Raw genomic sequence first — 26,373 nt, forward strand, 5'->3', positions numbered from 1 at the left:
GGAGGGGACGCCTCCTTTCATTTTTTTACAAGGACCATAGCCAGGAAGGTTATGGCGCTGATGATAAATGAGGCCTTTTCCAGTAATCCGTCTGAAGTATAGTAACGTTCTGCGGGGTAATTGGTAATGATGCCATTTACATTTAGGTTTCGCAAGTTTTGGGCCGTTTTTGAATCAGATACCGTCCATGTAAAGACATTCAGGTTTCTATCTTTGGCCTGCTGCATGAAATTCGCATCTACCAGGGTAGCTTTAGGGTTGATAAAAGAGGCAAATCCATCAACTGCAAATAAATCTTCCTCAGAGGAGAACTCAGAAGTTCCAATGATGATTCCTGTTGGGATAATGGGCATCAATTGATGAAATTCCTGAATGGATTGTTTGTCAAATGACTGGACAATAATATTGGCTGGAGACTCATTTGAAGTTAATCTTTCGTTTAAAATAGCTGCCAGTTCTTCTTCAATATCGGGGTAAATAGAGGGGTGTTTAAGTTCAATCAAAATTCCGATCCGTCCCTCATATCGGTCAAGGATAGTTTCAAGAGAGGGGACTTTCTCGCCCTTGAATTTTGGGCTGAACCAGCTGCCGGCATCAAGAACCGCCAGATTTTCGTAGGTTAGGTTTTTGATTCTTCCGGTCCCATTGGTTGTCCGGTCTACCGTAACATCATGCATTGCCACTATCTTACCGTCCTTTGTCATTTGAACATCGACTTCAATGTAGTCAGCGCCAAGGCTGACAGCCATGTCAAAGGCGGAAATGGTATTTTCCGGGGCAAGGGCAGAAGCTCCGCGGTGAGCGACAATCATTGTATTGTCAGCTGAATCGCTGGCGAAAGATTCTGAAATTCCATTCAAGAAAAAGAATACGGAGAAGCTAAGAAACAAAGAAAGCAGTATCCTGATAAACATTCCTCCCTTCCAATTTTTGTCCTTTGTTACTCTTTACCCAATACTAAAAGGTTTTTACACTCAAAAATGTTCTTTATATAATAAAATATGCAGAAATGGGACGGATGGTCAGTGAACCAATCGGCATTTTCAATTGATTATTCTAATTTTCATGATCAAAAAATAGTTTTGCACCGCTTCCTTCCATCATAGAAATGAATGAGAGAAGGAGGCTGAAAACATGAGAAGGCAACTGCAATCGAGACTGGAGGAAAGGATCGATCAATTTGTTGATGGGGAAGGTTCTGATAAGTTTCAAAGAAAGAATGAACTGCTTCAGAACAGGAACGGAGAAATCGTTAAAATTGAAGGAACGGGTCAAATCCAATCAATTGAAAAAATTGAGAATGGCAGCAAGGTTGATTACCACCTGCACCTGAAATATTTGATTAAACAAAAAGACATGATGCATATAGAGGAAGAAATTGAAACGAGGGAAGCTTTTTTTTACAAAGACCAGCTTGTGAGCGATGATGAGGTTGCAGTCGATTACAGCCATCTGATAGAGCCGGAAATCAACTTCCGGGAGCAGGAAGATGAACGTGTCTCTTATCAATATGACCGGCTGAAGGCCGTACAATATGCAGAAAAGTGGTGGAACAGCTATAATCCTGCTTACAAAAAATTTGAGGTGGATTGTACGAACTTCATTTCACAGTGCCTGCACGCAGGCGAGGCACCGATGAGAGGATATCCAAAACGGGGAACAGGCTGGTGGATGCGGAATAATAACTGGAGTTACAGCTGGTCTGTAGCCAACTCACTTCGTTTGTATCTGCCTGCTTCCAAAACGGGTTTACGGGCAAATGAAGTGGGCAGTCCGGATGAATTAAAACTTGGTGACGTCATTTGTTATGACTTTGAAGGGGATGGAAGGTATAATCACAACACGATCGTGACATCCAAGGACGCCTTTGGAATGCCGCTGGTCAATGCCCATACGTACAACAGCAGGCTGCGTTATTGGAACTATGAGGATTCAACCGCCTATACACCGAATATCAAATATAAATTTTTCACCATTGTTGATGATGAATAGAGATTGTTCCTGGAACAATCAGTGGTATAATGTCACATAGAGTTTAATACCGAGGTGACGAATTAGTGGGTATACATGTAGTTTTATATCAACCAGAGATTCCGGCGAACACAGGAAACATCGCCCGGACATGCGCAGCAACAGACACGACTTTGCATCTGATCAGGCCATTGGGTTTTTCGTCGGATGATAAAATGCTCCGCAGAGCGGGGCTTGATTACTGGCAGTTTGTCGAGATCATCTACTATGATTCCATTGAGGAATTTTTCGAGAAAAATGAAGGCGGAGAGTTCTATTATCTGACAAAATATGGTCAGAATGTCCATTCCGGCTATGATTACAGCAACAAGGAGAAGGATCACTTTTTTATCTTTGGCAGGGAAACAACAGGTCTGCCGGATGAAATCATCGAAAACAATAAGGATCGCTGCCTCCGCATACCGATGAATGAAAATGTCAGATCCCTTAACCTTTCCAACACGGCAGCAATCCTTGTTTATGAAGCATTGCGCCAGCAGGATTACTTACAGTTGAATAGGAAATATTAAAAGGACCGGTTCATTCCGGTTCTTTTTATTTGTCTTGTTCCAGGGGGAGCCTTAACATAGAGGATATTATGGACAATGGGAGGTACTTAATACATGAATTCTACTATCGAGACCATTTTATCTCATAAGTCAGTGAGGAAATTCAAGGATGAGCAGCTGACGGGGGAACAAATCGAAACATTGGTGAAAAGTGCACAGGCAGCATCAACTTCCAGCATGATTCAGGCTTACACGATCATCGGGGTAACCGATCCGGAAAAGAAGGCGGAACTTGCTGCAATTGCCGGGAATCAAAGTTATGTGAAAGAAAACGGTCACTTCTTCGTATTTTGTGCAGACCTTTACCGCCATGAAGTCATCGGCGAAAAGGAAGGAGCAGAAGTAACCGAGTCACTCGAAAGTACCGAGAAATTCATGGTTGCACTCATTGATGCAGCCCTTGCCGCCCAGAATGCAAGTGTTGCTGCCGAATCAATGGGCCTTGGGATTTGCTACATAGGCGGAATCCGGAATGATTTAAATAAGGTGAGTGAGGTTCTTGGGATTCCGGAAAGGGTCATTCCTTTATTCGGACTGGCAGTCGGGGTACCTGATGAAGATAATGAACTCAAGCCAAGAAGGCCTTTATCCCATGTGTATCATGAAAACACCTACAGATCCGACAAGGAAACGGTGGCCAGGGAACTCGACGAGTATGATGAGACTGTTTCGAAGTATTATCAGGAACGGACCAATGGAAAGCGGACGGACACCTGGTCCGCTCAAATGGCAAGAATGCTGTCAGCTAAAAAACGGATGTATATGAAAGAGTTTGTTGAGAAGAAGAAGTATGATTTGAAGTGATTGCGGTTTATTTTTTTCACTAGTCGAGAAAATGAACCACAAATCCATGACCGGCTGAAAATGAAAATCCCCGCCATCCGGCGGGGATTTTTGTACTCATGATCAGTCTTTGTTTGTGCCAGGCTTGCTGTTGTAGCCAGCTGTAAAGATGGCTGTAAGGAATGCAGCGGAAACGCCTAAAATCATAATTGTACCCATATCTATGTAAGCCTCCTCATATCAATGATTCGTAGTCAATCCTTCTCTTAGTATAGCCTATTTCCCTGTTTATGTGAATGTTATCCCGGTTTTTTTATAAGAAATATTTGAAAGCTTTTTGAACATCAGGACATTTTTCTTTATTTAGCATGATTGTCTAATTGAGGGCATAGAGTATAATAATCGCTCTCAACAAGTGACAGGGGAGGTCCTATATGGATATTTTAAAAAAGGTTGAAGGCTATCGTGTTGAAGAAGAGAAGTTGAAATGGGAAGGTACATTTGCAGATTATCTAAACATTATTAAAGAAAGACCAATTGTAGCTCAGTCAGCACATTCACGTGTGTTCAATATGATTAAAGATGCAGGGGTAGAAGAAGTTAACGGGAAAAGAAAATATAAATTCTTCAGCAACCAGCTGTTCGGGCTGGAGGAAGCTTTGGAAAGGCTGGTTGAAGAATATTTTCATCCGGCTGCCAAAAGGCTTGACGTCAGAAAAAGAATCCTGCTCTTAATGGGGCCTGTCAGCGGTGGTAAGTCTACGCTGGTATCCATGTTAAAGAGAGGTCTGGAGGCTTATTCACGAACAGATCGTGGAGCCATTTACGCAATTAAAGGATGTCCGATGCATGAAGATCCGCTTCATTTGATTCCACAGCATCTGCGTGAAGATTTTCATGAAGAATATGGTATCAGGATTGAAGGCAATCTTTCACCGTTAAATACAATGAGAGTGGAGAAGGAATACAGCGGCCGGATTGAAGATGTCCTGGTCGAAAGAGTTTTCTTCTCAGAAGATAAGCGGGTGGGTGTCGGAACGTTCAGTCCATCAGATCCGAAATCTCAGGATATTGCCGATTTAACGGGAAGTATCGACTTTTCCACCATTGCTGAATATGGGTCGGAATCGGATCCCCGTGCCTACCGTTTCGATGGAGAACTGAATAAAGCCAACCGCGGGCTGATGGAATTCCAGGAAATGTTGAAGTGTGATGAAAAGTTCCTCTGGCATTTGCTGTCCCTGACCCAGGAAGGCAACTTTAAAGCTGGCAGGTTTGCACTGATTTCAGCCGACGAGCTGGTCGTGGCGCATACAAATGAAACAGAGTACAGGTCCTTTATTTCCAATAAGAAAAATGAAGCCTTGCACTCAAGGATCATTGTAATGCCTGTACCATACAATCTAAAAGTGACTCAAGAAGAAAAAATCTATGAGAAAATGATCAAGGAAAGTGATGTGTCTGATGTCCATATTGCACCGCACACATTAAGGGTCGCGGCGATGTTTACCATCCTAACGAGGTTAAAGGAACCAAAACGCGGCGACATCGATTTGATCAAGAAGATGAGATTGTATGATGGAGAGAGTGTGGAAGGCTTCAACTCTGCGGATGTAGATGAGATGAAAAAAGAATACCAGGATGAGGGCATGAGCGGCATCGATCCGCGTTATGTCATCAACCGGATTTCCTCTACAATCATACGTAAGGAAATGTCGTCAATCAATGCATTGGATGTCCTGCGGTCCTTGAAAGAAGGACTGGATCAGCATCCATCCATTACGCAGGAATTAAGAGATAAGTACCTCAACTTCATATCCGTTGCACGGAAAGAATACGATGACATTGCCAAAAAAGAAGTCCAAAAAGCGTTTGTATACTCGTATGAAGAATCTGCGAAGACGCTTATGGACAATTATCTGGATAATGTGGAAGCTTACTGTAACAAAGCGAAGCTGCGTGATCCTTTAACGGGTGAAGAGATTAATCCAGATGAGAAATTAATGCGGTCAATCGAAGAGCAGATCGGCATCTCGGAAAATGCGAAAAAAGCATTCCGTGAAGAAATCCTGATTCGCATTTCTGCGTATGCGAGGAAAGGTAAACGATTTGACTATAACTCCCATGACCGCTTGAGAGAAGCTATCCAGAAGAAGTTGTTTGCCGACCTTAAAGATGTCGTTAAGATTACGACTTCTTCCAAGACACCGGATGAGCAGCAACTGAAGAAGGTTAATGAAGTTGTTGCGAGATTGATTGACGAATACGGCTATAACTCAACATCAGCTAATGATCTGTTAAAATATGTCGGAAGCTTGTTGAATCGATAACCAGGTTTAAAAGGAAGAGCTGGCAGTCTGCTTACGGGGGCTGCCGGCTTTCTGTTTTTTCTTTGGAGAGTGAAATAGAAACCGCCCATTTTTAAGTTTCTTCTTACTTTTACTCATAAGCAGCCAGTCCCTTTAATACTTATTTATACACACCTGATTACAGCCAGAAGATGGCTTGTCCATTTTATAGGTGAACGTACAATTGTCGAAATTATTTGTAAATTTATCGGCGGTTCTGCATAGTATAGAGTAATCAGAGATAGTTCTTATCTCTGTTGCTTTTCTATTTTGGGCACTCAAGACATTATATGCAAACCGTTGTATCTTTGTGAATAATCAAATAAGGAGGGGAAAAGAATGAGTCAAATGGATAATCATCAGTTTGTGATTTCAAAGGAAGACTGGTCCCTCCACCGCAAAGGCTATGATGATCAGCAAAGACACCAGGAAAAAGTTCAAGATGCCATAAGAAATAATCTGCCCGATTTAATCTCCGAGGAAAACATCATTATGTCAAACGGCCGGGACGTTGTAAAAATACCTATACGCTCATTGGATGAGTACAAAATCCGCTATAATCATGATAAGAACAAACATGTCGGCCAGGGACAGGGAGACAGTCAGGTTGGAGATGTGGTAGCTCGGGACGGCTCACAGCAAAAAGGTCCTGGTAAAGGCCAAGGTGCAGGGGATCAGGCTGGAGAAGATTATTATGAAGCAGAAGTTTCGATGATGGAGATTGAAGAGGCACTGTTCAGCCAATTGGAACTGCCCAACTTGAAGAAAAAAGAACAAGATGTCCAAACGGTGGAGAATATAGAATTCAATGATATCCGTAAAACTGGTTTAATGGGCAATATTGATAAGAAAAAAACGATGATGACAGCATTTAAACGAAACGCAATAAGCGGAAAACCGAGTTTTCACCCTATTTATCAGGAAGACTTGAAATTCAGGACATGGAATGAAGTGTTAAAGCCTGAATCCAAAGCAGTGGTACTCGCAATGATGGATACGAGCGGATCGATGGGAGTATGGGAAAAATATATGGCCAGGAGTTTCTTCTTCTGGATGACCCGCTTCCTCCGTACGAAATATGAAACAGTGGAAATTGAATTCATCGCCCACCATACTGAAGCAAAAGTGGTATCGGAAGAACATTTCTTCTCAAGGGGAGAAAGCGGCGGAACGATTTGTTCATCGGCTTACCGAAAGGCATTGGAGCTCATTGAAACAAAGTATCAGCCTTCACGGTACAATATCTATCCATTCCACTTTTCAGATGGAGATAATTTAACTTCAGACAATGTCCGCTGCGTCAAGCTGGTCGAAGAGTTAATGAAGGTTTCAAATATGTTTGGATACGGGGAGGTCAACCAGTATAACCGCCATTCGACATTGATGAGTGCTTATAAGAACATCAAAGACGAACAATTCAGGTACTTTATCTTAAAGCAGAAAGCTGACGTATTCCATGCCATGAAAAGCTTTTTTAAACAGGAAGAAAATAAGATGTACGCATAAAAGACAGGGAAACCTGTCTTTTATTTTGAATTCACTTTAGTGCTTTAAATCACTAAGAGGGACAGTCCCTCTTAGTACATTAAAGGGGTAAAGCGTTGGAGGGAAATGTCATCTGATGGCGAATGTATTATAGAAATGATACTTGGAGGTTCGAAATGGAAAATTGGGTTGAGCAACTTTTTAATGAAGACATTTTACAGAAAGCAGCTGATTTTTATGGAGGCAGCCTTACAAATTCAAAAAAGCTGGGGGATTTTGAAAACTACGTATATGAAATACATAAAGAAGAAAAGCCTTATATACTGCGATTGACTCACAGCTCCCACAGAAGCAAGGATCAGGTAGAGGCGGAGCTCGAGTGGGTGAATTACCTGCATTCAAAAGGTGTGAATGTTTCGCAGGTAAGCCATTCAGAGGCTGGAAACCTGGTAGAAGAAATTCCAGTGGGGGATACTTCATTCTTTGTCTGCCTTTTTGATAAGGCACCCGGCAGCCCGGTCGGTGTTCAATCCGATCTGCTGGGACCTTCCCTTTTTAAAGAATGGGGAAGGACGATCGGGAAAATGAACAGAGCCGCGAAAGATTTCGTGGAGGGCAGCTCCGTCAGGGAACATTGGTATGATGAAGACCTATTGAAAAACATCAGCCTTTATCTGCCTGAAGAAGATAAGGAAATCTCAATAGCTGGAAAGGAACTGGTTGAAACGCTTCATTCCTTCTCTTCAGGAAGAGATGAATACGGGCTGATCCATTCTGATATTCATCTTGGAAACTTCTTTTATCATGAGGGAGAAATTCATGTGTTTGATTTTGACGACAGCTCCTATCACTGGTTTGCCAGTGATATAGCGATTCCTCTGTTTTATTCTGTATGGGCTAAGATGGGAGGGGAGAATTTAGAAGATCGTTCTGCCTTCGGAGAAGAGTTTCTGTTCCATTTTCTGATGGGGTATTATGAAGAAAATATACTGGATGAGCAATGGATAAAGCGGATCCCGTTGTTTTTGAAGTTAAGGGATATCGTCCTTTACACTGTGTTTCATAAAAAATTCGATATGGACAATTTGTCAGAGAGGGAAGCCGGAGCAGTTGCAGGTATCAGGAAGAGACTTGTGAACGGTGAACCAATGGTGGAACTTGATTACGAAAAGATTATCCGCAGTTTGCAAAAAGCGTGAGTTCCTGATTTCTTGAAAATGGCCTTCTCTTATAATAGTGTAGAATAAGCAATTATTCGATACAGGATGTGATAAATATGGATAAGAAGATTGGTTTTATTGGAAGCGGAAATATGGCTAAGGCTATATTGGGGGGATTATTGTCATCAGGTGTGGCTGCACAGGATAGTATTGTGGCAAGTGCATTGACAGAAGCGACCATCCAGACCATTAATAAAGAATTCAATATTAAAACAACAAGAGATAATAAGGTGGTTGCCAACTCGTCAGATTACTTATTTCTAGCCGTTAAACCTGATCAATATGCAGGTGTCATTGAAGAGGTGAAAAATCACATTAAAGAAAATGCGATCGTCATCACTATTGCAGCAGGGGTGACACTTCATTCATTGGGAGAACAGCTGGGTGAAGGGGTGAAGATCGTACGGACGATGCCAAACACTCCTTCCTTGGTAGGAGAGGGAATGAGTGCACTGTGTCCAAATGATAAGGTGACCGAGGAAGAAATGGCCGAAGTCATGGAATTGTTCACGAGCTTTGGACAGGCGGAAATACTGGATGAATATCTAATGGATGCCGTCCCTGCAGTCAGTGGGTCTTCACCGGCTTATGCTTTTATGTTTATAGAAGCCCTTGCGGATGGAGCTGTTAAACAGGGGATTCCAAGGGATACAGCATATAAAATGGCTTCCCAGGCCTTGCTTGGGGCGGCAAAAATGGTTCTCGAAACAGGGAGTCATCCGGGAGCTTTGAAAGATGCCGTTTGTTCTCCAGGCGGTGCGACAATTGAAGCAGTCAGTACGCTTGAAAAGACAGGTTTCCGTGCTTCTGTCATTTCTGCTATGGAAAGCTGTTATAAAAAATCCACAAATATGATTGATTAACAAAAAGGATTTCCCGCCTTCGGGAAATCCTTTTTTGCTATTGAAGCTTAGTTGTTGGAGCAGGTGGTGCCATTCCATTGGAGGGAGCAAATCCCTGGAGCATTTGCTGCATATCCTGCTGTTCAAGCCGCGGCACTTGATAATACTTATGTTTGTTTTGATATAAGAACAGCTCGTAGCCCATCTCGATGAAATTCGGAACACTGTCAGCAAGAACACGCCTAAATACAGGATTCGTCACTTCCAGAGCTGACATTGTTAACATTCCCGCAGTTGATTTGACTGCGCCCAGCATCTGTCCGGAGATCTTCTGGTCATTGAGCTCAGAAGGATTTTGCATCGGTTTGGATGGCTGCGAAGGAGTAAGTCCATAAGTTACAGAATTATCCTGGTTCATTTTGTACTGCTGAGTTGGCTGAGCAGGATCTTGACCCGTAGTGAATGACTGAACTGCACAGTTATAAGTTTGTTCAATAAAGCTGCGCTGGCGGGTAAGAATCGATTTCAACTCAGGATCCTGGATATTTTGTTCAAGCATCATGTATTGATCTAAAGCGCAAATCAAGCCTGATAAGCATTCATGAGCATCAAATACTTCATGGCCGCCATGATTTGCTTGAGGCTGGCCGGTTGGTGAAGGCTGGATAGGCATTTGCTGCTGCTGTTGATTGTTTAGTTGCAATATAATTCCCTCCCTGAAATGGTCCTGTCCTTTTTGGACTCTTTTATTTTGTTCAGATTCAGGGAGGATATCCGTCAGAATTCAATGGAAAATCATCATGAATAGCGAATGGCAAAGAGCGGAATTTCAGTAAATGAAAAAACACCCGGTAAGGGTGTTTTTTCTATTTCATGAGTTTATATTTCACAGTCAACCGAGCGGTGATGCCCACCTCTCCAGGCTGGACGGGAGCCGTACTTTCAGCAGCAAGGACAAATGCTTTCCCAGGCCTTGGGATCATGGGTATGCTGCTGTCCTCATTTATTTCCAACGGCAGCGGGTTAAGTGTAGTCCCTGAGGATTTTGCCAGTACCTGAGCCTTCTTAAAAGCATCATTATACGCTTTTTTCAGAGCCTGCTGGTAATAGACTTCAGGTTCTGCTACGGCAAACTGCACCCGCTCAATGATATTGGCCCCGCTTTGGACAGCATCATCAATAATTTCTCCGATCTTTTCAATTGCTCTTATTTTTACAGAAAAAACCTGCCTGACCTCATACCCTTTAAACATCTGTTTGCCATCAATGTAATCATACTGGGGATAAATCTGATAAGTTGATGTTTGAATATCTTTCTCAGCAATTCCGTTCTGCTTAAAAGAGTTCAAGATGGCCGTACTGATTTCAGTATTCTTACGCTGAGCTTCGGTTAACTCCTTATCGCTCGTGACGGCCCCGATTTGAGCAATAGCCATATCAGGTTGGACATCTATCGTTTTTTCACCGGTAACAGAGACCGTTCTGCTGCTTTTCTTTTCAGGATGATGATTTCGATAGGGATCTTGATAATACATGTTCATCACCTAGAAGCACTGGAAGGAACGGATTCTCCGTAAGTCGGTTCCGAAATAAACCCAGTTGAATCCGGTCCATCTGAATCCGGAAATCGAGCGGCGGCCGACGAAGGTAGGATAGAACCAGAACTGCTGTCCGCCTCTCAACCAGATATACGTATAGCGGAACAAACATCTTTGGATGGCCCCTGGATCAACTGCAAATGTCGTAGCTCCCTGGCTGGTTGTCGTAAGTGTCTGGGCTTGAGCTTGTGATGGTGTAAAAGAAGGCGGCGGTGCGGATGGTGCTTGCATCTGTCCCTGTCCCTGACCAGCTCCAGGCTGGCCTGGAGGAAATCCTGGATATCCCTGTCCTCCTCCGCCTGGCGGGAAGGAAGGGAATCCTGGTCCGCCCTGACCGGGAGGGAACCCGGGAAATTGCATTTGTCTATAATCAAAGTACATAGAAAATACCCCTCTCAAATATAGTCATTTTCACTATATGCAGAGGGGCATATTCAGGTACCTGGTTCAAACAGGGGATTAATGAATGTAAGTTATCCTTGGAAAGCCTTATCAATGACGCTTTTTAGCGTATTTGCAGAATGGGCAAATTGTTCTTTTTCTTTTTCATTAAGCGGCATTTCAATCACTTTCCGGATTCCATCGCGGTTGATGATGGCGGGAACACCAATATAAAGGTCGTCCATGCCGTATTCGCCTTCCAATAAGGCAGAAACAGTCAAGATGCTGTTTTCATTATTGAATATAGCTTTCGTAATCCTTACCAGTCCCATCGCAATACCATAATAAGTGGCACCTTTTCTTTCAATAATATGATAGGCTGCATCACGGACATTCACAAAGATTTCATGGAGTTCTTGTTGGATCTCAGGTGAATCCATATCAATCATCTCCCGCAGGGGGCTGGCTCCAATGGTTGCATGGCTCCACACAGGAAATTCGGTATCACCGTGTTCTCCCATTATATATGCATGGACATTACGCGCATCCACATCAAAATGGTCTCCAAGCAGATAACGAAGACGGGCAGTATCAAGAATGGTGCCGGAGCCGATTACACGCTCTTTTGGGAGTCCTGAGAAATGCCATGTCGCATATGTCAGGATATCAACCGGATTCGTAGCAACAAGGAAGATGCCGTCAAATCCGCTTTTCATCACTTCACTTACAATGTTTTTAAAGATCCTAATATTCTTATCCACAAGGTCCAAACGGGTTTCACCAGGTGCCTGGTTTGCACCGGCTGTAATGACAACAAGATCGGCATCGGCACAGTCACTGTAATCGCCTGCCCAAATTTTCAGAGGAGAAGAAAAGGGAAGACCATGGCTGAGGTCACGGGCATCGCCTTCAGCTTTTTCTTTATTCAAATCAATTAACACCAGTTCACGCGCAGCTCCCTGGTTCAATAGCGCAAAGGCATAACTTGATCCTACAAAACCTGTACCGATTAAAGCGACTTTTCTTTTAAAACTAGTCATATATATCACCCTTATTTGAGTTTTGTTTTCGAATGATTATACTTGTGAATTATTTCACAAATTAAATATATCATAGATGAATGCAAAAAGCATGTGACAAAAATATGAAGGTTGGCAGTTGTTTAGAATTTATTTATGGAATACGTTAACTTATCCCATTCCATCCTTCCCACAAATAAAGAAGACGATTCCCTAAAGGGGGAACCGTCCATTCGGATTTCTACATTGTTACTTCTGTTTCTGTCACAGTTTCTTGAGCCAGACGCTGTTTCTTGGCTTTTCTGAAGTGTAACAGTTCATAGATGACCGGGATGACGACAAGTGTCAATAGGGTGGCGACACTCAAACCGCCGATGACGACGATTGCAAGACTTGCTGAAACAAGATTTCCGGTTTCGGCTTGTTTGAACAGAAGCGGAATCATGGCACAAATAGTCGCTACCGCTGTCATGATGATCGGCCGCATTCTGATGGTTGCAGCTTCGACAATGGCCTCCCTGATAATCATCGTTTTTTCATTCTGTTTGACCCGGTCAAGAAGGACGATGGCATTCGTTACGACAATCCCAATCAGCATCAACCCGCCAAGGAGTGCGGTGATATCTACTGTGATGCCGCTGATCAATAGTCCCAGGACTGCTCCTATGGCCGCAAGCGGCAGTGAGCAGAGAATGGCAATCGGCGCACGAATCGTTTTGAAAGTGATGACCATGATGAGGAACACGATTCCGATGGAAACCAGCATGGTAATGAAGATATCTGTGAAATCTTCTGCTTGCTGGGCGCTTGCTCCGCCAATCAGTACTTCAACATCTTCCGGGATATCCAATCCGTCCTTATCTTTTGTTCCAAAAATGGTTTCGTTTATTTTTGCAGAAATGGATGAAAGTTTCTCGGGAACCACTGATGCCGTTAATCGGATATATGCATCTCCGTCTTTATGAAACATTGTGGTTGATTTATCTTCCGCTTTCAGCTCTGCAATATCGGATAGTTTGGCAATACCAGTGCCGGTCATGACCGGTATTGATTTTAAATCACTTTCATTTTCAGGATTGATGCTGGATTCCAGTATGATCGGGGTTTTCTGGCTTTCGATTTCCATTGTTCCGACCGGGGTCTGATTCAACAGCATTGCCAGTTGTCCTGCAACCTGGCTTGTATTGGCTTCTGAAGTATCAATTTCAAATGAATAAACGGTTTTCTTTTCTTCAATATTCGTTTCAACTTTTTCTACACCATTTATATCAGCAATAGCCTCTTTGATTTTTTCACCATTCTCCTCAAGGGCAGTAAGGTCATTTCCGACTATATCAATCGTAATATTAGTGGAGCTTCCTCCCATGAGGGAAGCGGCCATGACTTCAACTTCGGCTCCAGGATATTGGTCTTTTTGAGTTTCGATTTCTTCGATTAACTTGTTCATATCTGCATCATCTTCAGGAATGATGCTCAGTCTTGCTTCGGTGGCGGAAGCTACTTCACCAAACTGAGCCGAATCTTCTGTTGAGCCCAGCTGTGTGTATAGATATTTGACGCCTTCAACGCCGTTCACAAACTCTTCCAGTTTCAACGTGTTATCCCTGACGTCTTCGATAGGTGTACGGTTCGGATACTTCAGAGTAGCCATGACAAATTCAGCTGAGGAATTATCAACTGCTCCTTTAGGCATGGCGGCAAAAGTTCCGATTGAACCGGCAAAAATGAGGAAAGACAGCAGCAGGATGACCCACTTATGATTCAATGACCACGTCAGCCAATTCTTAAAACGAGCAGATGGTTTATGAGTCGCAAGTTTGGCGTTTTTGAGTAAGCCTGCACTCATTAAAGGCACCACCGTCAGGGCGACTAACAAAGATGTAAGCAATGAATACGTAACTGTCAGCGCGAAAGGCAGCAAGAAATCTTGAAGACTTCCGGAAACCATACCGATTGGCAGGAACACCGCTACTGTTGTCAGAGTGGATGAAGTGATTGCCGAACCGACTTCTTTGGTAGCATCGATAATAAGCTTGACTGAAAATTTTTCTTCTTGCATTTTTCTGAAGATATTCTCTATGACAACGATACTGTCATCAACGAGCCTTCCGACTGCAACGGCTACCCCTCCAAGTGTAAGGATATTTAAGGTAACCCCGGACCTGGAAAGAAGGAACAGCGTCAGGCATAGTGATAAAGGAATAGAAACAATGGTAATGAACGTTGAACGGATGTTTCTTAGGAACAGCATGATAACGATGGTTGCGAAAAGGGCACCCAGCAGAACTTCTTTGATCATGCTGTGGACTGAACTCTCGACCATATCCGCTGTCGCCATGACAACTTTACTTTCTGCATTTGGAAACTCTTTATTTATTTCTTTTGCTGCTTTACGCACATCTTTGCTTACACTGACGGCATTGGAGTTGCTGTCTTTAGTGATGACAAGAAAGACGCCGTCTTCGCCGTTGATGCGTGTTAAATTCGTTTCAGGTTTGGTTAATTCTACGGTGGCAATATCTTTTAGTGAAGCGGTTGGAGAGATGCGGATCTTTTTGAAGTCTTCCAGAGATGTGATGTTGCTGATAACTTTAAGATTGCTCGTTTTTTCATCAATGATTTTTTCACCGATAGCGGCCGTTTGATTCTGTCCCTGGAGTGCAGACATCACCGCGGGCAGTGTCAATTGGTTTTGTGCAAGCTTTTCATTGTCCAAGTCGATGGAGACATAAGAATTGATGGTACCGAATGTCTGGACGCTTGCAACTCCGTCAATATCTTTAAAATATGGAATGATTTCTTTCTTTGCCAGTTCCAGGTTTTCAGCAGTTACTCCATCTTCAAAGGTAACAGCTACCTCTGAAATCGGGATCATGGATGTGTTCAGCTGAACGATGATCGGTTCTCCTACATTTTCAGGAAAACGTACAGGATGCAGAAGGTCTTGAACTTCTTTTTTAGCCTCCTTCATATCAGTCTTGGAATCAAAGAAGATATCAATTTTGGAATAGCCGTCTCCTGTTGTGGAGAATATATTCTTCTTTCCTTTAACGGAAGCCAGCGCATCTTCTATCGGCGTGGTGACGATTTCTTCCATTGTATTTGCATCCGTTCCATGCCCCATCATGACAATTGAAACCTGTGGATTGTCTGCAGCAGGCAGGAATTCCATCGGAAGCGTGAAGTAGCTTACGACCCCCAATGCCAGGATGAGAACTGACATAATCGATACTGCTGCTTTGTTCTTAAAAGACCATTTTGTAAACCAGGACATACCCCTTTTTCCCCTCTCAAAATCCATAGTTATCTGAAATACAATAAGAATATTATCACCAAATCTCACTAAATAGAATCATATTTTTGTAAAAAGTGGTTAAATTTTCATAATTACATAGAAGGGAGGAGGGGGCCCTAAGTCTCAGGTCTGAGGGGATTTTGTCGAATGGGAATTCAGTGCTTTAAAGCACTAAGAGGGACTGTCCCTCTTAGTACATCACCGCGTTAAAGCAGCGGGGGACAGTCCCCTGTTACTTTACAGTGTTAAAGTGTCATTATCAGAAACAGCCGGGACCCATGAAGGGTCCCGGCTGTTTCTGTTTATATATTCGATTAGTGAGGCAGGAATGCTAATTGATACATGAATAGGACGGCGAAGAGGTAAACAAGAGGATGTACTTGTTTCCATTGTCCTTTGACGATCTTTAACAGCGGATAGGAGATGAAACCAAGCGCAATTCCAGTAGCGATGCTCGATGTAAGCGGCATGCTCAGAATGATCAGGAATGCAGGGAATGCTTCATCAAGTTCATTCCATTTGATATGGGAGATGCTTCCCATCATCAAGCTTCCGACAATGATCAAGGCAGGAGCCGTGATGGCTGAAATACCTGAAACCGCACTGACAAGCGGTCCAAAGAAAGCGGCAGCGATAAAAAGGATGGAAACCGTCAGGGAAGTCAATCCCGTTCTTCCTCCGGCAGCGACTCCTGCAGAAGACTCAATATAGGCTGTGGTCGGGCTTGTACCGAACATGGAACCGATCGTAGTTCCTGCAGAATCGGCAAGAAGTGCTGCTCTTGCACGAGGCATTGATTTGCCTTTCATCAGTCCGGCCTGCTCAGCTACACCTATCATCGTTCCTGTTGTATCAAATATCGTCACAAGCAGGAAAGAGAAGACGACCGCGTACAGGCTGTGCTGAAAAACATCTGCAAAAGCTGTAACAGGGTTTGCAACAATCAATCCATCGGGAAGAGAAGGAAGAGATGCTATACCATCAAATTTCAAATCTCCTGTAAAGAATGCAATAATACCGGTAACGATCATTCCGAGGAACAAGGCACCGTGAACATTCCGGACCATAAGGACCAACGTGACCGCAAGACCGATTAATGCCAGCACTGCAGAAGAGGAATGAAGATCCCCCAAGGCTACCAGGTTCTCAGGGTGTGAAGTAATGATTCCAGTCAATCTCAATCCGATAAAAGCGATGAATAATCCGATACCTGCTGTGATACCATGTTTTAAGTTTTCCGGAATCGCTTCAATTAGTTTTTTTCTGAAAGGTGTCAGGGATAAAATAATGAAGATGATCCCGGCAACAAAAACGGCTGCAAAGGCTGTTTCATATGAAATATTATCATTGACGCCGACAACAGAATAGGTGAAGTAAGCATTCAAGCCCATTCCTGGTGCAATCGCAATGGGATAGTTGGCAAACAGCGCCATCCACAGGGTTCCGACAACTGCAGAAATGATAGTGGCTGTGAATACCTGTTCGAATGGGACGCCCGCATCTGATAAAATGACAGGGTTGACAATCACGATATATACCATGGTTAAAAAGGTAGTAATACCTGCAATGATTTCCGTTTTAACATTTGTGTTGTGCTCTTTTAATTTAAACATAGAGAAACCTCCAAAAAGACGAACGATTTTTAAACACAAATTCTATAATATTCGTTTATTGAACATTTTTCAAGAGGGATAAGAAAATCTCTAAAATTTTTTAACCGCCTTCGCTTCCAAAGGAAAGGTGACTTCGATAAGATGATATAAACACAGAATGAAAGGATGTTTGGACGTGTATAGTGTACTCCAAGGCAAGTCAGTCTATGAACAGATTGAATTATTGACCAAAACTCTTGTTGGACATCAAAGCTACAATAATACAGCCGGAGAAAAAAGCAAGGCTGTTCAAATCAAGGAGATCATACAGTCATTCCCCTATTTTCAACAGCATCCTGAAAACCTCTGGATTCAGCCCATACCCGGTGATGAGCATGGCCGCTTCAATGTTTTTGCCAGAGTAAATGGGAAATCAAGCAGAACTTTGCTTTTCCATGCGCATCTTGACACAGTGGGGACGGATGACTTCGGGATACTGAAAGAGCACGCTCATGATCCTGATTTCTTGAAAGCGTTTTTTTCTGATTATGAAGGGGATGAAAAAGTAAAGGAGGATGCGCAGTCTGGCGAGTGGATGTTTGGCAGGGGCTCTCTTGATATGCAAAGTGGAATTGCTGTGCATTTAGCCAACGTTTTACACTTTTCCGGCAGTGAGGATGAGCTGGAAGGAGACCTTCTCTTTCTTTTTAATCCTGACGAGGAAAGCGAACATGCGGGAATGATTGCAGCCATTGATGAACTGTACCGCTTAAAAGAACAGGGAACTCAGTTTCTGGCAGCAATCAATAATGATTTTATTTCGCCGGTGTACGATGGGGACTGCAAAAGATATATTTATACAGGTGCAGCGGGAAAGCTGCTTCCGTGTTTTTATATAGCTGGCAGGGAAGCCCATGTTGGTGATATTCTGACTTCAATCGATCCGACCCGCATCGCATCGGATATCAACCTGAGAATCAATCAGAATATCGACTTGCTTGAAGACATTGAGGGAGAGTTCGTCCTTCCGCCATCCTGCTTATATTTTAAGGACAAAAAGACGGTGTACAATGTGCAGACACCTTTGGAAACCAGGATATACTTTAACTATTTTGTATATGAAAAGACTTCCAAGGAAGTGATGGATGAACTGGTTGGAATTGCGGAGCAGTCAGTGAGTCAGCTGGAGGCTTCCTCCAAGGAGAAATATGAAAAATACCGCAGCCTCCATGGATTCCCGGAAAGAGAAGTATCCTGGAAGGTTGAGGTCACCACCTTTGAAGATTTCGTTGAGGAATTAAAAGAAAAAGGGTTAAACCCTGAAGAAGTGATGAAAGAGATCCTTGGTGAACTGAAAGGCGAAGATAATCGTGAAATAGCCTTTTCCATGGTAGAGGCTCTGCAGAAGCTTGATCCCGAAAAGAGACCGAGGGTGATTGTATTCTTTGCCCCGCCTTTCCTGCCGCACAATTATTTGAGCAGCGAGAATGAATATGGAAAGAATGTGAATAAGGTGTTGATGGAATGCTTGAAAAAGACGGCGGACGAAACAGGGGAAGAGTTCGAAATTAAACGATTTTTTCCTTATCTGGCTGATGGAAGCTTCTTGTCCCTTCATGAAAGCGATAAAGACATCGAGGCATTCAAGGACAATATGCCGATGATTGAATCTTTGTATCCCGTACCGATCGACCGGATACGCGAGCTGAACATCCCTTCCATCAATATTGGTGTCTACGGAAGAGACGGCCACCAGTGGACAGAAAGGGTCTACAAACCCTATTCCTTTTCGACTCTGCCAGGTATCATCCGGGGGGTTGCTAGGGAGCTGCTTAAAATTGAATGATAAAAAAATAAATAACAAAATTTCCTACAAGAAAGGATGTTCATATGCTCGGTAATAAGGAAGAGAAAATTCTTGTCATCGTCATGTTTGTCGTAGCGCTATTTCTATTGGCAGCAATATTGAGAAGGTTTTTCTTTTAGAAGAGGGGGGCTGTATACAGCTTCCTCATTTTTTTATTTTTGAGGTCTGCCGATGCCATGCTTCTGATAGAATGAAAGCAGGGGGTGGAGCAGTGAAAATAAAGACGCTAATCCTTATTTTTCTGGCATATGGCCTTGTTTTTGGAAGCTTCTATACATATTTAAAAGTATCACAGTTGAAAGAGCCATTATTCTTAACACATTATTATCAGAAGGAAATCACAGAGTCTTCGGCAGACCATATTTCAATCTACTATATTTCAAATTCCGGGGAGGATTGGCGGCTGGTCAGTGCTGAGTCAAAACAGTTCCCGAGCCGCATGATCTTTGTGGAGGATGAAAGTATACATTATCAGGAAGGCATATATCAGCAGCACGAAGCAATCCTCAGTATTAAAGGAATCGAAGAAGATGAGCTTCTGCTTGAAGAAATGACTTTTAATTTCTCAAATGGGAAAGTTGTGGAAGCTGATATTGGAGCCATTCAATTGAGCAGCATGGAGAGTATGGAATCCATGCAGCAAGTTGTGAAGATCACTGGAGGCGGAGGAAGCAATCAAGGGGAATCTTACTCATCCCTTGATGTTCTAAGGGAAAGCCGATTAACTGAAATCAAGCTGCCATACGAGGGGGTTCTCTCGCCCGTTATAAAACTTGCAGTAGAAGCTTCTGACACCATGGCACCAGAAGCTATGGACATTGAGGACTTCAAAAAGGGTGAAACCAAAGAGAGCATTGATGACATAGAGCTGCCATTAAAATTGAAAAGTGATGAAAGGTTGAGCCTGAATGCTTTGGTTTATAAAGATGATATGTACAAAAATGATATCCATGCGATCGAAGCAGATATCGTCGGGACTTTCAAAACTGACAATAAGGAAATCCAGCAGCGTTTAGTCCGTATTTCCGAACAGCCTTATTTAACCTCCAAACAGATCAAAGAGCTGAAAAAACTTAGGGAGGTGGAAAGTAAGCATGGAGAAGGCAATTAAATTACTGGTATGGGGCCTCTTGTTTTTACTGATTGATATCAGGATTATCACGTTTGACCTCATTCATGATGCCATAGGCTATATTTTATTATATAGAGGTCTTAAACAGCTTCCTCAATCTAAATGGCTGGCATATGCGAAAGCCTCCGCTGTCATCTTGGGCGTTTTGTCCTTAACGGAAATCTTTGGGTTTTCAAATATTAACCTGGATGGACTGAATCAGGATTTCACTTGGAAGGTCCCGGCAATTGGGCTGCTTTCCATCTTGTCATTGTTTTTTCATATGAATGTGCTGTCTTCCGTTATGACATTGACAGAGAGTGAAGAAATCCTGTCTTCTACAAAGAAGTTTCAACAATTTTATTTAATAGTTAATTTGATAACGATTTTGTCACTTCCGGCCATCCTTGTGTTCAGGGAAATGGCTGTGCTATACCTGATTATTTTGATTCTCACTGGCCTGATTGTCGAAATTATTTATATTGTAAAAATCAATTCGTTTAAGAGAGTTCCTACAACGGAAGATCTTGCTTCTTAACCCCGTGTGCACAGCATAAAGTGTTACAAGGCATTAAATAGCCTAAAAACAAAGGGCAGGCACGGAGGAGATATGTGGAAGGAATTTAAAGAGTTTATTTCAAGAGGGAATGTTTTCGATTTAGCCGTTGCTGTCATGATTGGGGCTGCGTTCAGCAAGATTGTCGAATCTCTTGTAAAAGATCTGATGATGCCTGTGGTCGGGATACTGTTTGGCGGGGTCAACTTTGCCGGGCTGAGCTACAGAATCAGGGCAGAGGTGATCAATTACGGGGCCTTTATCCAAACACTTGTTGATTTCTTTCTCATGGCAGCGTCCATTTTCCTGATGATCAAGGTATTCAACCGGCTTCGTGGAAAAGGTAAATCTTATGAAATAAAAGCTGCAACACAATTGGAAGTGCTCACTGAAATTCGGGAAATCCTTAAGGAAATGCAGGAGGAAAAAGAAGATGACCTTCCTCCGGTCCATGGCAGAAGAGCAACCATACGTTTTAAGAAAAGAGACTGATGCAAAGAGAACCGATTTGCATCAGTCTTATTTTTTTGCAATTTGATTAGGAAATATTGTCACCGTCCCACTTTTCTGATAATATATTCTTCTGCTCACCAAAACGCCTACATAATAGTCAACTTTCTCCATTGCGGCTGAAAACAAATGAAGGGAGAAATTTATGACAAACGAAATTCACTATCACCCCGATTTATCAAAAGAAAAAGACAGACTCGAATTCACCAAACGCTACATCGATGTTGTTATTCAAACCGCCCAGACAAGTAAAGACAAGTTCAAAGAGAATATTGAAAATGCCTTCGGCGATGTCGACTGGCTCGAATCATCCGCTGCCTATATCGATATCCTGACGAATGCCAGCTTTTTTGAAATGTCCAAGGAAGAGTTGGAAGCGCTGCAGAAGGCGAAAAAGAAGCCTTATTTTGCCAGGATTGACTTCAAGCATGATGAATCTCCGGATGAAGAAAGGCACTATATTGGGAAAACATCACTCTATCAGCGCGAGAACCAGGAACAGATCATAGTTGATTGGCGTTCTCCTATAGCCAATCTTTACTACGAAGGCCGTATCGGCGATGTTTCTTACGAAGCAGAAGATGAAACCTATACTGGCCATCTATCCTTGAAAAGACAGTACATGATCGAAGATGGAAGCCTGGAGGAAATCCGGGATATTGATTTGACCACAACAGATGAACTTCTTCAAGAGTCACTGTCGAAAAGCTCCAGCAATCGTTTGACTGAAATCATTTCCACCATCCAGGAAGAACAAAATCGAATCATACGGGCAGATTTGAATAAGCCGATCATTGTGCAGGGGGCTGCAGGAAGCGGTAAGACGACCATTGCCCTTCATAGGATTTCCTATTTTATTTACAATTACAAGCAGCATTTCGATCCCCGTCAGCTCATGATCCTCGCACCGAGCAGGCTGTTCATTGACTATATCTCTGAAGCGCTTCCCGAACTTGGTGTGGAAAAAGTCCGCCAGACGACGTTCAGTGATTATGTGATGACATGCCTGGAAAAGCAGCTGAAGCTTACTGAAGATAACAAATTGATCCGCTTGATTGAAAAAACGGATGAGGAAGCTAAGCAAGCTGCCTGGATATCGGGATGGAAGGGCTCAAGGGATTTCCGGAAAATCCTCGATGCATATATTGCAGACATTGAAAGCCGATTTTATCCGACAGAGGACTTTGTCATCGACAAATACCGGCTGTTCTCTGCAAAAAAATTCACTTCATTATTAAAAGATGATTATACTTATATGCCAATCTATCGAAGAGTCGAGAAACTGAAGCTTCTCCTTCAGAGTTATGTACGCTCCAACAAAAAGATGATGGTTGATAAGGTAGAGAAGTTTTTTGATGAAAAGATTGAAAAAGCACTCTATCATAAAAAATATGCAGCCAACCGGAAAGAATATATCTCCAAAGCTTTGGATAAAAAGGCCGAGCGAATGAAGGACATTCAAAAAGCAATCCGCACCGGACTGGCTTCGTATATGAAACAATTCGAAAAGAAAACGTTGGTTCAATACTACGATGAGCTGTTTTCTGACTGGGATAAACTTGTTGAGTATTCAAAGGGGAGGCTTTCGGAGCAGCAAGCAAGGGAGATATGCGAATATACCCTGAAAAGGCTGAAGAAGAAAACGTTTGAGATGGAAGATCTGGCCCCGCTCCTTTATTTACAGACGGCCCTTTACGGCATCGATTCTTTTTACAGGGCAAAGAATGTGGTCATTGATGAAGCACAAGATTACAGCTATATGCAGTTATATGCCTTGAAAACGGCGCTGCAGACAGATATGTTTACACTCGTCGGAGACCTTGCCCAAGGAATTCATTCCTACCGGGGATTGGATTCATGGGAACCGGTTTATAAAGAAATCTTTCCGCGGGCGACCTATACTGAATTGCAAAAAAGCTACAGAACGACGATTGAAATAATGGAAGAAGCCAATAAACTACTACAAAAGCTTCCGCATGACTTCCCGAAAGTGAACCCGGTCGTCCGGCACGGGGATAAGCCGGAATTCTTTTCCTATGAAGGGGAAGAGGAATTAATAGAGAAACTGTCCCATCTCATTTCGGAGTTGAGGGAAGAAGAGGACTTCCAGACCTTTGCGGTAATCGGGAAAACAATGAAGGACTGTGCAAAAATCGCTGCATTTTTGGAAACGAAGTTCCCTGATGGAGTCAAACTGCTGGCTGAACAGGAAAGCATCCCAAAAAACAAAATAGTTGTCGTTCCTTCATATCTATCAAAGGGACTTGAGTTTGATGCAGTCATCATCACCTCCATTGACGAGCAGTACAAAGAAGAAAACGAACTGGACATTAAGCTTCTCTATGTTGGGATGACGCGCCCCCTTCACAGGCTGTACTTCTTCGGAAAAGAAAAATCGGACTTCCTGCTGGAATAGAGGAGTGGAGACCCTTCCTGTTTTTACGGGAAGGGCTTTTTTAATCTCCGCATTAACGCGATGGGGGACTGTCCCCCATCGCGTTAATGTGTTAAAGAAGGATTTTCTTATTTGACAGACAGGTTATATCAGCGATATAATTATCTCGAATTAAAGATAAATATTTTTGAACTAATTGATTTCGAAAAGTTTATTTTAAGCTCCATAGGGAAATGTATGGGGTAGCGCAAGGGTCTAGGCATGATGTTTTTTGGAAAGAATTTAACCTGTCAAAGGTTAAAAATATATTGAAGGAAAAGGAGATTTTCAACATGGCTAATATCGCGGTTATTTATTACAGCTCTACAGGAACAAACTATCAGCTTGCACAGTGGGCAGAAGCTGCAGCAAAAGAAGCAGGTGCGGAGGTTAAGTTATTAAGAGTAGAAGAAATCGCACCAGAAGCGGCTGTTTCTTCCAACCCTGCTTGGAAACAGCATCTCGAAAACACAAAAGACATCCCGGTAGCAACGAACGATGACCTTGAGTGGGCAGACGGAATTATTTTCAGCGTACCAACACGTTACGGTAACGTACCTGGCCAAGTAAAACAATTCATTGACGGTACTGGCGGCCTTTGGGCACAAGGTAAACTAGCGAACAAAGTTGTCAGCGCAATGTCTTCTGCTGCTAACCCGCATGGCGGCCAAGAGCAGACAATCCACGCTCTTTACACAACAATGATGCACTGGGGTGCAATCATTGCTGCACCTGGTTACACTGACGCGGTACTATTCGCTGCAGGAGGAAACCCTTACGGCACAAGCGTAACAGTTGATCAGGAAGGCAACATGGTCGAAGATGTTGAAGCAGCTGTGAAGCATCAAGCAAAACGCACAGTAGCTGTAACTGAAGCGGTTGTAAACGGCTTAAAATAATAATTCTTTATAAAAGCAGGTATCCTTTGGAGGATGCCTGCTTTTTGTATGTTCACTAATTTATTTCGAATAAAGCAGGAAACAATGGAGGTTCGTCCAGAAAAGGTGCTTCAAAAGATAGTGCTTCCTCGGTCAATGGATGAGGAAGTTCGATATACTTTGCATGGAGGGCCTGCCTTTTGACAATGGGCTTACCTCCATATAATGTATCCCCTGCAAGAGGGTGGGTGATTGAACTCATGTGTACCCGGATCTGATGGGTTCTTCCTGTATCGAGGACCAATTGGACCAAGCTGAGATTCTTAGATTTATTCTCCTCCAACACCTGAAAATGGGTGGCTGCCGGCTGGCCGGACGGGGAGACTCTTCTTCGTGTATTATGATGCCTGTCTCGGCCGATCGCTTTATTAATCGTCCCTTTATTTTGTTTCATCAAACCATGTACAATCGCCCAATATGTTCTCTTGATCTTTCTTTCTGCAAGGAGCCGGTCCAATATCCCCTTTACCAGTGCATGCTTGGCAAAAACGACCGCTCCTGTCGTGTCCCGGTCAAGCCGGTGAATATGCTGAACGTCCACTTTTTCGTCTTTTTGCCGAAGGTGCCATGCAACCCCATTGGCTAATGTGTCTTTTTCTGTGAGGGGGTCGTTTGGATGAGTGTTCATTCCAGCAGGTTTGTTGACGATGATCACATGTGCATCCTCGTATAACACTTGGATCGGCATTCTGACAGGGATTAACCCTGATTCCTTTTCGCCTATTGAAAAGTGGAGTTCATCTCCTTGTTTAAGGGGTGACGTCCAGTTAAGGGGTTCCCCATTCAGTTTAATGGCCTTATCCATCCTTAACTGATGGACCGTCTTTTTAGGTGCCTGCCAAATGTCACGCATTAAGAATTCGGCTGTTACATTATCCCATTTTGAAGGGATGGATAAGGTGAACACAGGACCTTTATCATATTGTTTCATCAAAAAACTCCTTTTTTCGCGATGATAACGCTATTATGTAGTTCGTTTATCCTTGTTTTTAATTAGTTCTGATGTCACCATGGCTATAATTACCACCCAGAAAGAACTATATTTATGGTATTCTTAGAATAACTATTACATAGAGATGACAATCGTTACAAAGGTGGGCTAGAAGTGAAGATCCTATTGGCTTCCACAGAGGAACAGGAAGATACCATTCAAGAACTTATTTCGTACATTTATTGTACTATTTTCCCTCGTTATTTTACAGATGACGAGATTGAGCAATTCGAAGAACTCGAGGTACTCCATACTGATACGGAACACACAAAGTATAACGGTACGCTGAAAGAAGCTTTCCAGCTGATCTCCAGTCTCCAGACACTCATTTCACTAATCGAGGCAGACTCCTCACAAAACGATTATGAAGAAATGTATGATCACAACCTGTGCATCCTGAAAAGCTTCAACTTATTTTTCCCTTTTGAGCTGGACCATTTCCGCAAATGCTGCGATTACGAAGACAAATTCAGCCTGTACGCCAAACCGGCAAACCAGCTCCTTGTATAAAAATTTTTGGCAAAGTTGTATAAAAGGGATATGTGGAGGCATACTTATAAATAATCAAGAAGAGATCCTCACCAATCTCTTCGTTGATTCATCTTGTAATTCTCCTCTATTATTCTGCCTTGTGCAGAATCATCAACCACTGAGTGCTTGGAAGGCGCTTGGTGGTTTTTTGTGTTGTGGGGAGGGGGTGTTAGCTGGGGAAAGGTGCCATTACAGAAGAGGCTGCTTGGCGTAGTGGTCTGATTAGATGAGAAAGGTGGCATTACAGAAGAGGCTGCTTGGCGTAGTGGTCTGATTAGATGAGAAAGGTGGCA

22 protein-coding genes are annotated in these 26,373 nt (G+C 42.9%); 14 read left to right on the forward strand and 8 right to left on the reverse strand.

Translation table 11 applies throughout. From position 1 onward, the window contains the following. Window positions 1–17: 17 nt before the first annotated feature. Window positions 18–914: a glycerophosphodiester phosphodiesterase gene (locus ACOJQI_RS05315; protein ID WP_421383976.1), complete on the reverse strand. Its 897-nt coding sequence runs from the start codon at window positions 912–914 to the stop codon at window positions 18–20. Window positions 915–1,134: 220 nt separating this feature from the next. Here ACOJQI_RS05315 and ACOJQI_RS05320 point away from each other — a divergent pair, with 220 nt between their 5' ends. The 7 genes from ACOJQI_RS05320 to proC all read left to right on the forward strand — a co-directional run bounded on the left by ACOJQI_RS05320 (window position 1,135) and on the right by proC (window position 9,278). Then, window positions 1,135–1,992 (forward strand): amidase domain-containing protein, encoded by an 858-nt coding sequence (locus ACOJQI_RS05320; protein ID WP_421383977.1) that lies wholly within the window; start codon window positions 1,135–1,137, stop codon window positions 1,990–1,992. Window positions 1,993–2,057: 65 nt separating this feature from the next. Further along, entirely contained in the window at window positions 2,058–2,540 is a 483-nt protein-coding gene (gene trmL, locus ACOJQI_RS05325; RefSeq protein WP_421383978.1) for a tRNA (uridine(34)/cytosine(34)/5-carboxymethylaminomethyluridine(34)-2'-O)-methyltransferase TrmL, read from the forward strand. A 93-nt stretch (window positions 2,541–2,633) separates the two neighbouring features. Beyond that, window positions 2,634–3,383 carry an oxygen-insensitive NADPH nitroreductase gene (gene nfsA, locus ACOJQI_RS05330; protein ID WP_421383979.1) on the forward strand — a complete coding sequence of 250 codons (750 nt, stop codon included), beginning with the start codon at window positions 2,634–2,636 and terminating at the stop codon, window positions 3,381–3,383. Between the two features lie 413 nt (window positions 3,384–3,796). Next, window positions 3,797–5,692: a PrkA family serine protein kinase gene (locus ACOJQI_RS05335; RefSeq protein WP_421383980.1), complete on the forward strand. Its 1,896-nt coding sequence runs from the start codon at window positions 3,797–3,799 to the stop codon at window positions 5,690–5,692. A 357-nt stretch (window positions 5,693–6,049) separates the two neighbouring features. Further along, the gene (gene yhbH, locus ACOJQI_RS05340; protein ID WP_421383981.1) at window positions 6,050–7,216 is read left to right on the forward strand and encodes a sporulation protein YhbH; all 1,167 of its coding nucleotides are present in this window, start codon (window positions 6,050–6,052) and stop codon (window positions 7,214–7,216) included. A 155-nt stretch (window positions 7,217–7,371) separates the two neighbouring features. Next, window positions 7,372–8,394 carry a phosphotransferase enzyme family protein gene (locus ACOJQI_RS05345; RefSeq protein ID WP_421383982.1) on the forward strand — a complete coding sequence of 341 codons (1,023 nt, stop codon included), beginning with the start codon at window positions 7,372–7,374 and terminating at the stop codon, window positions 8,392–8,394. A 77-nt stretch (window positions 8,395–8,471) separates the two neighbouring features. Beyond that, on the forward strand, window positions 8,472–9,278 hold the full coding sequence (gene proC, locus ACOJQI_RS05350) for a pyrroline-5-carboxylate reductase (protein ID WP_421383983.1): 807 nt from the start codon (window positions 8,472–8,474) through the stop codon (window positions 9,276–9,278). A 37-nt stretch (window positions 9,279–9,315) separates the two neighbouring features. Here the strand turns inward: proC and ACOJQI_RS05355 are convergent, their stop codons facing one another. The 6 genes from ACOJQI_RS05355 to ACOJQI_RS05380 form a co-directional block, all read right to left on the reverse strand. Next, complete coding sequence (locus ACOJQI_RS05355) at window positions 9,316–9,960, reverse strand: spore coat protein (protein ID WP_421383984.1); 645 nt, start codon at window positions 9,958–9,960, stop codon at window positions 9,316–9,318. A gap of 163 nt (window positions 9,961–10,123) precedes the next feature. After that, complete coding sequence (locus ACOJQI_RS05360; protein WP_421383985.1) at window positions 10,124–10,792, reverse strand: SIMPL domain-containing protein; 669 nt, start codon at window positions 10,790–10,792, stop codon at window positions 10,124–10,126. A gap of 9 nt (window positions 10,793–10,801) precedes the next feature. Then, window positions 10,802–11,236: a collagen-like protein gene (locus tag ACOJQI_RS05365; protein ID WP_421383986.1), complete on the reverse strand. Its 435-nt coding sequence runs from the start codon at window positions 11,234–11,236 to the stop codon at window positions 10,802–10,804. A gap of 92 nt (window positions 11,237–11,328) precedes the next feature. After that, a complete protein-coding gene (locus ACOJQI_RS05370; RefSeq protein WP_421383987.1) occupies window positions 11,329–12,276 on the reverse strand; it encodes an L-lactate dehydrogenase in 948 nt (315 codons plus the stop codon). A gap of 220 nt (window positions 12,277–12,496) precedes the next feature. Continuing rightward, window positions 12,497–15,529, reverse strand: coding sequence for an efflux RND transporter permease subunit (locus ACOJQI_RS05375; RefSeq protein WP_421383988.1), 3,033 nt, complete (start codon window positions 15,527–15,529; stop codon window positions 12,497–12,499). A 335-nt stretch (window positions 15,530–15,864) separates the two neighbouring features. Then, the gene (locus tag ACOJQI_RS05380; protein WP_421383989.1) at window positions 15,865–17,163 is read right to left on the reverse strand and encodes an NCS2 family permease; all 1,299 of its coding nucleotides are present in this window, start codon (window positions 17,161–17,163) and stop codon (window positions 15,865–15,867) included. A 175-nt stretch (window positions 17,164–17,338) separates the two neighbouring features. Between ACOJQI_RS05380 and ACOJQI_RS05385 the strand changes: the two genes are divergently transcribed. From ACOJQI_RS05385 to wrbA, 6 genes are all read left to right on the forward strand, one after another. Beyond that, a complete protein-coding gene (locus tag ACOJQI_RS05385; RefSeq protein WP_421383990.1) occupies window positions 17,339–18,988 on the forward strand; it encodes a M20/M25/M40 family metallo-hydrolase in 1,650 nt (549 codons plus the stop codon). 232 nt (window positions 18,989–19,220) lie between these two features. Further along, complete coding sequence (locus ACOJQI_RS05390) at window positions 19,221–20,120, forward strand: hypothetical protein (protein ID WP_421383991.1); 900 nt, start codon at window positions 19,221–19,223, stop codon at window positions 20,118–20,120. After that, a complete protein-coding gene (locus ACOJQI_RS05395; protein WP_421383992.1) occupies window positions 20,104–20,658 on the forward strand; it encodes a hypothetical protein in 555 nt (184 codons plus the stop codon). The genes ACOJQI_RS05390 and ACOJQI_RS05395 overlap by 17 nt, the downstream gene beginning before the upstream one ends. 72 nt (window positions 20,659–20,730) lie before the next feature. Next, window positions 20,731–21,168: a large conductance mechanosensitive channel protein MscL gene (mscL, locus tag ACOJQI_RS05400; RefSeq protein WP_421383993.1), complete on the forward strand. Its 438-nt coding sequence runs from the start codon at window positions 20,731–20,733 to the stop codon at window positions 21,166–21,168. A 163-nt stretch (window positions 21,169–21,331) separates the two neighbouring features. Next, the gene (gene helD, locus ACOJQI_RS05405) at window positions 21,332–23,602 is read left to right on the forward strand and encodes an RNA polymerase recycling motor HelD (RefSeq protein ID WP_421383994.1); all 2,271 of its coding nucleotides are present in this window, start codon (window positions 21,332–21,334) and stop codon (window positions 23,600–23,602) included. A gap of 311 nt (window positions 23,603–23,913) precedes the next feature. Continuing rightward, a complete protein-coding gene (gene wrbA / locus ACOJQI_RS05410) occupies window positions 23,914–24,519 on the forward strand; it encodes an NAD(P)H:quinone oxidoreductase (RefSeq protein WP_421383995.1) in 606 nt (201 codons plus the stop codon). A 55-nt stretch (window positions 24,520–24,574) separates the two neighbouring features. Here the strand turns inward: wrbA and ACOJQI_RS05415 are convergent, their stop codons facing one another. After that, window positions 24,575–25,489 (reverse strand): RluA family pseudouridine synthase, encoded by a 915-nt coding sequence (locus tag ACOJQI_RS05415; RefSeq protein WP_421383996.1) that lies wholly within the window; start codon window positions 25,487–25,489, stop codon window positions 24,575–24,577. A 174-nt stretch (window positions 25,490–25,663) separates the two neighbouring features. Here ACOJQI_RS05415 and ACOJQI_RS05420 point away from each other — a divergent pair, with 174 nt between their 5' ends. After that, on the forward strand, window positions 25,664–26,059 hold the full coding sequence (locus ACOJQI_RS05420) for a DUF5365 family protein (RefSeq protein ID WP_421383997.1): 396 nt from the start codon (window positions 25,664–25,666) through the stop codon (window positions 26,057–26,059). Window positions 26,060–26,373: the final 314 nt, after the last annotated feature.

The sequence above is a fragment of the Bacillus salacetis genome (assembly GCF_049177075.1).
GTDB classification, from domain to species: Bacteria; Bacillota; Bacilli; order Bacillales; family Bacillaceae_B; genus Rossellomorea; species Rossellomorea salacetis_A.

Excerpts from the sequence above, each read along its gene's own strand:
- ACOJQI_RS05315 (WP_421383976.1), bottom strand. The coding sequence starts at position 914 with ATGTTTATCAGGATACTGCTTTCTTTGTTTCTTAGCTTCTCCGTATTC.
- ACOJQI_RS05320 (WP_421383977.1), top strand. The coding sequence starts at position 1,135 with ATGAGAAGGCAACTGCAATCGAGACTGGAGGAAAGGATCGATCAATTT.
- nfsA (WP_421383979.1), top strand. The coding sequence starts at position 2,634 with ATGAATTCTACTATCGAGACCATTTTATCTCATAAGTCAGTGAGGAAA.
- ACOJQI_RS05335 (WP_421383980.1), top strand. The coding sequence starts at position 3,797 with ATGGATATTTTAAAAAAGGTTGAAGGCTATCGTGTTGAAGAAGAGAAG.
- yhbH (WP_421383981.1), top strand. The coding sequence starts at position 6,050 with ATGAGTCAAATGGATAATCATCAGTTTGTGATTTCAAAGGAAGACTGG.
- ACOJQI_RS05345 (WP_421383982.1), top strand. The coding sequence starts at position 7,372 with ATGGAAAATTGGGTTGAGCAACTTTTTAATGAAGACATTTTACAGAAA.
- proC (WP_421383983.1), top strand. The coding sequence starts at position 8,472 with ATGGATAAGAAGATTGGTTTTATTGGAAGCGGAAATATGGCTAAGGCT.
- ACOJQI_RS05360 (WP_421383985.1), bottom strand. The coding sequence starts at position 10,792 with ATGTATTATCAAGATCCCTATCGAAATCATCATCCTGAAAAGAAAAGC.
- ACOJQI_RS05365 (WP_421383986.1), bottom strand. The coding sequence starts at position 11,236 with ATGTACTTTGATTATAGACAAATGCAATTTCCCGGGTTCCCTCCCGGT.
- ACOJQI_RS05370 (WP_421383987.1), bottom strand. The coding sequence starts at position 12,276 with ATGACTAGTTTTAAAAGAAAAGTCGCTTTAATCGGTACAGGTTTTGTA.
- ACOJQI_RS05375 (WP_421383988.1), bottom strand. The coding sequence starts at position 15,529 with ATGTCCTGGTTTACAAAATGGTCTTTTAAGAACAAAGCAGCAGTATCG.
- ACOJQI_RS05380 (WP_421383989.1), bottom strand. The coding sequence starts at position 17,163 with ATGTTTAAATTAAAAGAGCACAACACAAATGTTAAAACGGAAATCATT.
- ACOJQI_RS05395 (WP_421383992.1), top strand. The coding sequence starts at position 20,104 with ATGGAGAAGGCAATTAAATTACTGGTATGGGGCCTCTTGTTTTTACTG.
- mscL (WP_421383993.1), top strand. The coding sequence starts at position 20,731 with ATGTGGAAGGAATTTAAAGAGTTTATTTCAAGAGGGAATGTTTTCGAT.
- helD (WP_421383994.1), top strand. The coding sequence starts at position 21,332 with ATGACAAACGAAATTCACTATCACCCCGATTTATCAAAAGAAAAAGAC.
- wrbA (WP_421383995.1), top strand. The coding sequence starts at position 23,914 with ATGGCTAATATCGCGGTTATTTATTACAGCTCTACAGGAACAAACTAT.
- ACOJQI_RS05415 (WP_421383996.1), bottom strand. The coding sequence starts at position 25,489 with ATGAAACAATATGATAAAGGTCCTGTGTTCACCTTATCCATCCCTTCA.